Here is a 7,265-nt window from a genome sequence, read left to right on the forward strand (position 1 = left end):
GAAAATAATTTATAATTAAAATGAAAAATATTCTCACAGCCTTTATGGTTGCTTTTTCACTTAATTGTTTTTCACAATCTGATATAACATCCAACATCTATAATATAGACGAGGTGGTCATTAGCGGATCACGAACTCCACAATTGCTGAAAAATACACCGGAGATTATGCACATTATTACCTCAAAAGAAATTGAGCAGCTTAATGTTAGTTCAACAGGCGAAATTCTTGAATATCTAACAGGGGTTAACATCGAATCCGGAACAGGCAGCGGTTATCCCAAAAGAAGCATTGTTAGTTTAGATGGGTTTCCGGCAAATTACACGCTGGTAATGGTAGATGGCATTCGTTTGTTAACTGAGCATATTCACACCGGACAAAATGTTGATGTTATTCCACCTGAGAATATCGAACGAATTGAAGTAATAAAAGGTGCAGCATCGGCACAATATGGTAGCGATGCTATGGGTGGTGTTGTAAATATTATCACCAAAAAAGCCAAGGATAAAACCGAAGTTTCCATTTCTGCTTCTGCAGCCAGTTATGAGACCTATACCTCTACGCTATCCGTTCGCACGCCATTAAATGACAAATTAAGCTTATCAAGTTTTTTAAATTATGAAGAATCGGATGGAGTTCCTATACTAGCACCGAGCCACCGAATAGGATATATGGGTTATGGTAAATTCAGTACCATGAATAATTTAGAATGGGCCATAAATAATAAATCAACTATTAGCGGAAATATCTATTTTTCACGTAATAAGATGGAGTCCAATGGCGGGGATAAATATGGTAAAATGCTTATGTACTCGGCAGATTACACCAATAAATTAAGTGATAACCTAAAAGCTGTTGCGCGTTTTAAATATTCACATTGGGATTCAGAACAAGGAAACGAAAACAATAACGAGATTAACCCTGAAGTTTATTTTAGTTACAATAAGTTCAAGAATAATGTTATTACTGCAGGGGCTGATTTTAAACACATTAAATTTACACGTAGTGCCGTTACCGAACGTACACAGGAAATGTTTGGAGCCTTTATTCAGGACGAAATTGATTTGGACAGGTTATCGTTTCTTTTTGCATTAAGGGTTGATAAAATGGAAAATATAAATCCTGTAATAACACCAAAACTTGCTGTCATGTTTCGTGCCAAAGACAATCTTCGCTTACGAGCTTCTTTAGGACGCGGATTTCATGCCCCAACACTTCAGGAATTATATGAAGAAGGATACGGACATAGTGGTAGCGCTTATCGTTTTGGAAATCCTGATTTGGAACCTGAGTACAGCTTAACATCAACTTTCAGCGTTGAATATGAGCCCGTAAAAAATCTTCAACTTCTGGCAGATGGCTATTACAGCAATATATCGGACATGATAACCCCTATTTATTCGGGAGTTTGGGAAGATAATCCAGATGCAACTACAGTTATAGACAAATGGGTTAGAACAAATATTCATGAAGCTAAAATTTATGGATTTGATGCGACGATCAGGTATCGTTTAATAAATAAGTTAACTATTGAGGGCGGATACACTTATACGCACAACGAAAACAGCAGTACCGGAGGCCAACTGCCCTATTATCCAGGAGAATCATTTTTCTCAAAAATAATCTATACAAAAAAGCATTCTTCTAAATTAACCAGTTCGTACTTTGTCTCTTTACGGGCAACAAAAAACCGAAGTGCATGGAACTGGAAACCCGATTCTGATGCTGAGTCAGACAACGCAGATGGGCTAATTACTGATTTAGAGGACTATCAATTATTAAATGCAGGCATAAAAATCGCGTACAACAAAAAGTATAATGTATTCCTGAATGTAGGAAATATCCTCGGTCAGGACATCCAACAACTGGATGATGTATTTACCGAACTTGATGGGGAGCCAACATTTAAAATTGGATGTTTGATTAATTTATAAAAAACCGTAATTATTCATTAACAACCTACAATATGAATGTATATATAAAACTCTATTCTTTATTAAAAGAAATTTTTAATGGTTCTCGCAACCTTATTATTATGGTATTAATATTTGGCTCAACAGTATCTGTGTATAGTCAGGACGAGAACGATGTAATTGAATTGAATCTTAGAGTACACCTCATGCGTGACATTACGATAACGCATTCGAGCGGCGTTTGTATGGAAAACTGGGTGACTTCTAAAGATGTGACTGAAATAATAATGCCTGAAGTAAACAAAATATGGGAACAAGCCAATATCAAATGGGTTATTGAATCTATTATCGAAGAAAGTGTTGTAAAAGGTGATACATATGAAGAATCTATAGCCTATATGGCCACCACAAAAAGAGACTCAGAAGGTCATTCAGACCCTGTACGTCTAAAACATTTATATTCTTTTATGCAACCCCAATACAGAACTCAGCCTGACGAAGTAGATAAGAATTTGTTTCACATTTACCTGTTCCCCTTTGTTGGGAATACGTCTCAGGGCAATGCGATGAAAAAATATGGATCGCACACTATTGTAGGAACATGGACCAACAAACACAACAGAGGTGGAATTCCAGAGAAACGATTATTAACTGAAGATCATAATGCATATAAACGTGGATCGCTTTCAAGAACCATTGCGCACGAAATAGGTCATAATTTACGCCTTAGACATAACGTGTGTAAGGTGAAGTGTTTAATGGGTGGAAAATCGAGAGGCTATTTATTATGCGAGGAACAGATTGAAAGAGCGCGTGCTGCTGCTAAAGAAAAAATTAAGTAATAACGTTTTAAAATCCGTCAATTCCTTTTTAAGGAATAGTGCTTACTAAGTAAGACCATAATACAGGTATTAATTTGAAACACAAAAGATGATGATTAAATATGCCAGTATTTGATACCGTATAAATTACCAAAGCCATTGTGAATTTAGAAGAAAGGCTAAAAAAGCACAATGGTTAAATTTACTAATATAATAAATATACTATGATAAAACATTCATTAATTTTCAACAGAACCGACATTCAATCATTAATGTCGTTACCCGAACATATTGAAGTTGTAGAGAATGCGTTTAAATTATACGCACAGGGAGATGTAATAAACCCCGATCTACTTCATTTCGATACGCAAAACGGAGAATTTCACCTTAAAGCCGGAGGACTAGAAACTCCAAAAACATACTTTGGATTAAAAAGTAACGGTGGCTTTTTTCAAAATAAAGCAACAAATGGTCTTCCAAATATTCAAGGCGTAATTTTACTTCACGATGGCGACAATGGCTTCCCATTGGCCATTTTTGAGTCGGGTGATATTACCATAAAAAGAACTGGAGCTGCTACTGCCGTTGCCGCAAAATATTTAGCAAAAAAAGATGCTGATGTAGCTACCATTTGTGGATGCGGAATTCAGGGCCAAATTCAGTTGGAATCAATCATGCAGGTAAGAAACATTAAAAAAGTTTTTGCTTACGATATGAATGAAGAAGCAATGACCAACTACGCTAAAAATATGTCAGAAAAACTGAATATTGAAGTTCTGCCTGCAACCGACTTGAAAACGGCTATTTTGGAAAGTCAGATTTGTATTTGCTGTACGCCTTCGCATAAAGCTTTCATCAAAAAAGAATATATCCACGATGGGCTGTTTATTGCTGCCGTTGGTGCTGATAGTCCGGAGAAGCAAGAGCTTGACCCGCAACTTTTGTCAGACTACAAAGTTGTTGCCGACATATTGGAACAATGTGTTAACGTGGGAGAATGCCACCATGCCATTGAACAAGGTTTAATGAGCAAAGACTCGGTTTTTGCAGAACTTGGCGATGTTATTCTTGGAAAGAAACCTGGTCGCGAATCGGAGGAAGAAGTTATCATTTATGATGCTACCGGTACCGCTCTTCAAGATGTTGCTGCTTCGGCGTACATTTACGAGAAAGCGATAAAACAAGATATTGGATTGAAATTTCAATTTCCTGCTTAAAATCAGTTTTGGTTAAGCTTGCTCAGTTTTTCTAATGTACAACAGATTTACAAATTTTAATCTTATGAAACCAGCATGGCCGGAGCAAATAATTAGGTCACTCAGGAGGATAACTTGTCCCGAACTAGTATCGGGAGCCAGCTCCTAACTTGATTCGGAGATTGAAATTTGCATTGGTCATCAATGTCTCACTAATTTTTAAAAAGATGAAAAAAAACCACATTTTAGTATTAACTGTAGTATTAGTTGTGTTGACAGCTTTTGGTTGCCAAAGCAAAAAAAAGGAGCAGGCTAAACCCAATGTCTTATTCATCTCTATCGATGATTTGCGCCCTAATTTGGGCGTATATGGAGACACAATAGCAGTTACGCCAAACATCGACCAACTGGCCGGTGAGGGTTTAACTTTTAGGGAAACATTTACGCAATGTGCAGTTTGTGCTCCATCGAGGGCAAGCTTAACCACAGGTGTTCGACCTGACTCAACCCGTGTTTGGCACTTAGGTGATAAGTTTCGTGAAATTAATCCTGATGCGGTAACCATGCCTCAGTATTTCCACAAGTATGGTTATTATACCGTGAACCTTGGGAAAATATTTCACAACTACATGCCGGATTCCATTTCGTGGGACGAGCCGGATCTTCGCCCTGAGCGCTACAAACGCAAAGAATGGCTGGGCAGAGATGGTGAAACTTTTTACATTAGCGAAGAGGTGGCAAAATCGCAGGTTCTAAGAAGAGATTCTTTATTAAAAATACGATCATATGCTGATGGATGGAATACGGGTCCTGCCTGGGAAGCCGCCGATGTGCACGACACCATGTACTACGATGGTGCACAAAACAAATTGGCTTTAAAAACACTTACTCGTTTAGCCAAAATGGACAAACCATTTTATGTTGGACTGGGCTACTTTCGTCCTCACCTTCCGTTTACTGCACCAAAAAAGTATTGGGACTTGTACGACCCGGCAAAAATACCTTTGGCCGAAAATCCGGAAAGACCGGAGAACACACCAATTTACACCATGAATTCGATGTATGAATTAAGGCATTACGATGGCTTTAATCACATTGGCCATCCTACTTCTGAGTATAGAATGAGCGAAGATACGGTTAGACTTTTACGCCATGGTTATTACGCCAGTGTAAGTTATGTAGATGCCTTGCTAGGCGACCTTTTCGCACACATGAAGAAGATTGGGATATACGACAATACCATAATTATTCTTTGGGGAGACCATGGATGGAAATTAGGCGACCACAACAGTTGGGGGAAAATGACCAATTACAACATCGACTTAAAAGTGCCAATGATTATTCGTACACCAAACCAGAAAAACAGGGGTGCGCATACATTCGAACTTACAGAGCTAGTCGATATGTTTCCATCGTTGTGTGAGCTTGCCGGTATTCCCGTTCCCGATTATATGCAAGGTACCAGTTTTGTGCCATTGATTGAAAATCCTGAGCGTGAATGGAAAAAGGCTGCCTTTAGCCAGTTTCACCGCCGACCAAAGGTTTCTGCCGATGGAAAAAGATACATGGGCTATTCCATTAACACCAAAGAATATCATTACATTGAATGGTATGCATGGAGTATGGAAACCGGTACCAGGGGTGATTATAAAAGCTCGGAGTTGTACGATTCTAAAAACGATCCGTACGAAACGGTTAATATTGCTGACAAAGAAAATATGAGTGATATTAAAGCACAATTATCGAAACAACTTAAGGCTGGTTGGCAAAAAGCAAAACCTGATTCTGTAGATTAAATTTCAATCGTAAGCAATCGTAAAACAGGGCAGTTTACCTCTATTTTTAATTGAAAACCGAATTACTAAAATTAAATAATATGAAACGAAATCGCATTTCAATTTTGTCCCTAATATTTGCTCTAGTGGCTGTATTTGGGTGTCAAAGTAAAAAAGAAGAGCCAAGTAAACCTAATGTATTATTTATATCCATTGACGACCTGCGACCAAATTTGGGAGTTTATGGCGATTCGATTGCCGTTACACCAAACATCGACCAACTGGCCGGTGAGGGTTTGACTTTTAGAGAAACGTTTACCCAGTGCGCGGTTTGTGCTCCATCGAGGGCAAGCTTAACCACAGGTGTTCGACCTGATTCAACCCGTGTTTGGCATTTAGGTGATAAGTTTCGCGAAATTAATCCGGATGCAGTAACCATGCCTCAGTATTTCCACAAGCATGGGTATTACACCGTAAACCTTGGGAAAATATTTCACAATTATATGCCCGACTCCGTTTCGTGGGACGAGCCAGATTTACGCCCAGCTAGATATAAACGCCCGGGTTGGTTAAAACGAGATGGCGAAACCTTTTATATAAGCGAAGAGGTAGCTAAGTCGCAGGTAATTAAACGCGACTCGTTATTAAAACTTCGCCCCATTCGATACGCGGATGGATGGAATACAGGACCAGCATGGGAGGCAGCCGATGTACACGACACCATGTACTACGATGGTGCACAAAACAAATTGGCTTTAAAAACACTTACCCGTTTAGCCAAAATGGACAAACCATTTTACGTAGGCTTGGGTTTCTTCCGCCCTCACCTTCCGTTTACTGCACCAAAAAAGTATTGGGACTTGTACGACCCGGCAAAAATACCTTTGGCCGAAAATCCGGAAAGACCGGAAAACACACCGATTTACACCATGAATTCGATGTATGAATTAAGGCATTACGATGGCTTTAATCACATTGGCCATCCTACTTCTGAGTATAGAATGAGCGAAGATACGGTTAGGCTTTTACGCCATGGTTATTACGCCAGTGTAAGTTATGTAGATGCCTTGCTTGGCGATCTTTTCGAGCACATGAAGAAGATTGGGATATACGACAATACCATAATTATTCTTTGGGGAGACCATGGATGGAAACTAGGCGACCACAACAGTTGGGGGAAAATGACCAATTACAACATCGACTTAAAAGTGCCAATGATTATTCGTACACCAAACCAGAAAAACAGGGGTGCACATACATTCGAACTTACAGAGCTAGTCGATATGTTTCCATCCTTGTGTGAGCTTGCCGGTATTCCCGTTCCCGATTATATGCAAGGTACCAGTTTTGTGCCATTGATTGAAAATCCTGAGCGAGAATGGAAAAAGGCTGCCTTTAGCCAGTTTCACCGCCGACCAAAGGTTTCTGCCGATGGAAAAAGATACATGGGCTATTCCATTAACACCAAAGAATATCATTACATTGAATGGTATGCATGGAGTATGGAAACCGGTACCAGAGGAGAATTTAAAGACGCGGAGCTATATGATTCTAAAAACG

At 39.1% G+C, this 7,265-nt stretch carries 5 protein-coding genes; all 5 read left to right on the forward strand.

From position 1 onward, the window contains the following. The first annotated feature begins 20 nt into the window (after positions 1-20). Positions 21-1,934 (forward strand): TonB-dependent receptor plug domain-containing protein, encoded by a 1,914-nt coding sequence (locus ACRD64_RS21355; protein ID WP_430935894.1) that lies wholly within the window; start codon positions 21-23, stop codon positions 1,932-1,934. Between the two features lie 32 nt (positions 1,935-1,966). Beyond that, complete coding sequence (locus tag ACRD64_RS21360; protein WP_430935896.1) at positions 1,967-2,755, forward strand: zinc-dependent metalloprotease family protein; 789 nt, start codon at positions 1,967-1,969, stop codon at positions 2,753-2,755. Positions 2,756-2,958: 203 nt separating this feature from the next. Further along, positions 2,959-3,951: an ornithine cyclodeaminase family protein gene (locus tag ACRD64_RS21365; protein ID WP_430935898.1), complete on the forward strand. Its 993-nt coding sequence runs from the start codon at positions 2,959-2,961 to the stop codon at positions 3,949-3,951. Positions 3,952-4,157: 206 nt separating this feature from the next. Next, on the forward strand, positions 4,158-5,726 hold the full coding sequence (locus tag ACRD64_RS21370; protein WP_430935900.1) for a sulfatase: 1,569 nt from the start codon (positions 4,158-4,160) through the stop codon (positions 5,724-5,726). Positions 5,727-5,806: 80 nt separating this feature from the next. Next, positions 5,807-7,265: sulfatase (locus tag ACRD64_RS21375; protein ID WP_430935902.1), on the forward strand; the 1,459-nt coding region annotated here is incomplete at its 3' end.

It is taken from the genome of Saccharicrinis sp. 156, assembly GCF_050589685.1.
Classification (GTDB): Bacteria; Bacteroidota; Bacteroidia; order Bacteroidales; family Marinilabiliaceae; genus Saccharicrinis.

Coding starts and splice junctions, on each gene's coding strand:
- ACRD64_RS21355 (WP_430935894.1), top strand. CDS start 21: ATGAAAAATATTCTCACAGCCTTTATGGTTGCTTTTTCACTTAATTGT.
- ACRD64_RS21360 (WP_430935896.1), top strand. CDS start 1,967: ATGAATGTATATATAAAACTCTATTCTTTATTAAAAGAAATTTTTAAT.
- ACRD64_RS21365 (WP_430935898.1), top strand. CDS start 2,959: ATGATAAAACATTCATTAATTTTCAACAGAACCGACATTCAATCATTA.
- ACRD64_RS21370 (WP_430935900.1), top strand. CDS start 4,158: ATGAAAAAAAACCACATTTTAGTATTAACTGTAGTATTAGTTGTGTTG.